Origin of the sequence: Nosocomiicoccus sp. HMSC067E10 (assembly GCF_001810835.1) — a bacterium.
Taxonomy (GTDB): Bacteria; Bacillota; Bacilli; order Staphylococcales; family Salinicoccaceae; genus Nosocomiicoccus; species Nosocomiicoccus ampullae_A.
Genome location: NZ_KV802755.1, coordinates 1 through 1584, shown reverse-complemented (window position 1 = coordinate 1584; position 1584 = coordinate 1). Strand labels below are relative to the sequence as shown.

Annotated in this window: 1 protein-coding gene; it reads right to left on the bottom strand. The window is 36.2% G+C overall.

The window, feature by feature from the left end; all coding sequences use genetic code 11:
* Positions 1-109 precede the first annotated feature (109 nt).
* Positions 110-1465 carry an IS1182 family transposase gene (locus HMPREF2767_RS02130; protein WP_070622465.1) on the bottom strand — a complete coding sequence of 452 codons (1356 nt, stop codon included), beginning with the start codon at positions 1463-1465 and terminating at the stop codon, positions 110-112.
* Positions 1466-1584 lie beyond the last annotated feature (119 nt).

Here is a 1584-nt window from a genome sequence, read left to right as displayed (position 1 = left end):
TTTCAGATTGTAGACGAACCTTTTTTTCAAATTCTAAAAAAGAGGTTCGTCTTTTTTTGTCTACATATATTTTAAAATAAGTTTGATATTTCAAAGAAAAAACAGTGGTTTACACTGTCAGTTGAGGCTCTTTGATGAGCCAGTTTGCCAACTTTTTCAAGTTCATGCATGCACAAATAAGCGTGGTGTCTCGGAACACTTTTTTAATACCTCTATGACGTGTCCATCTGAGTCCATGCTGCTCTTTCGCATCTCCAAAACGACGTTCGACGGTTTGGGATCTCTTCTTATATTCAGTTTTACCTTTTACCGTATGTCGAATTTCTTCGACTGTATCAATGTAGGATTGCCATACATGTCGGGTAATCACTTTTTGTTTCCCCTGACTTTTTGTACACTGTGAAAGTAACGGACACTCTTTACATTTCATAGGATCTGACATATACAGGCGATAACCGTCCTTATCTGTGCGTCTGTAAGTGAGTTCTGAACCGCCAGGACATAAGTAAACATCATAATATTCATCATAAACATATTCACTCTTTTTGAGTAAATCCTTTGAACCTCGTGGTCGAGTATATGGCATATACGGTGTAATGTTTTTATTAAGTAAATATCTCGCGTTCGCTGGTGTTTTATACCCCGCATCTACCGCAACACTTTGAATGGAATAGCCCTTTTCGAGTAAACGATCGATGGAGACATGGAGTTGGGTACTATCATGAATGTTTCCAGGGGTCACATGTTGATCAAGTACAAATCCGTGACTATCTACACAGGCATGCATACTGTAAGCAAATTGTTTTTCACGCTCACTTTTTACATAATATCCTGCATCCGGATCTGTTTTACTAACACGACTCGTTTTTTCTTCATTGGATTCTTTTGGAGGGTAAAGCTTTTTTCCTTCTGATAACCGGATGTCATTGACTTCTTCACGTAATTCCTCAGCATAGAAAGTCGCTGTTTTTTTAATCGTTTCTTTCGTATACTTATTACGATTAGCGTTTGCTTTGATATGCGTTGAGTCTATGTATAATGCAGAAGTGTCAATCAGTCCATGAGACATCGCGATTTCTAAAATATGCTCAAAAATCTCTTCAAATAATTGACCGTCACTAAAGCGACGTGCATAATTCTTTCCAAAGGTTGAAAAATGTGGCACCTTATCATGAAATCCAAAACCGAGATACCAACGATAAGCAACGTTTGTATCAATTTCTCTAATTGTTTGTCGCATGGATTTTATACCAAATAAATGTTGAATCAACACAATTTTTACAAGAATTACTGGATCAATCCCAGGTCGACCATTATCTAAACAGTATCTATCCTTTACAGAATCATACACAAAATTTAAATCTAATACGGCATCCACTTTTCTTAGTAGATGATCTTTTGGTACGAGGTCGCTAATCGCTACAAATTCTATTTGATCACGTGAATTTAATGATTTTCCTAACATGATTTCCCTCCAAAATAATCATATTAATTATATTTTATAAAAAAAGGCTGTAGACGTCATCTCATAAGAGACTTTGTCTACAGCCTGAAAAGTCTCATTGATTTATGATCAATGAGACT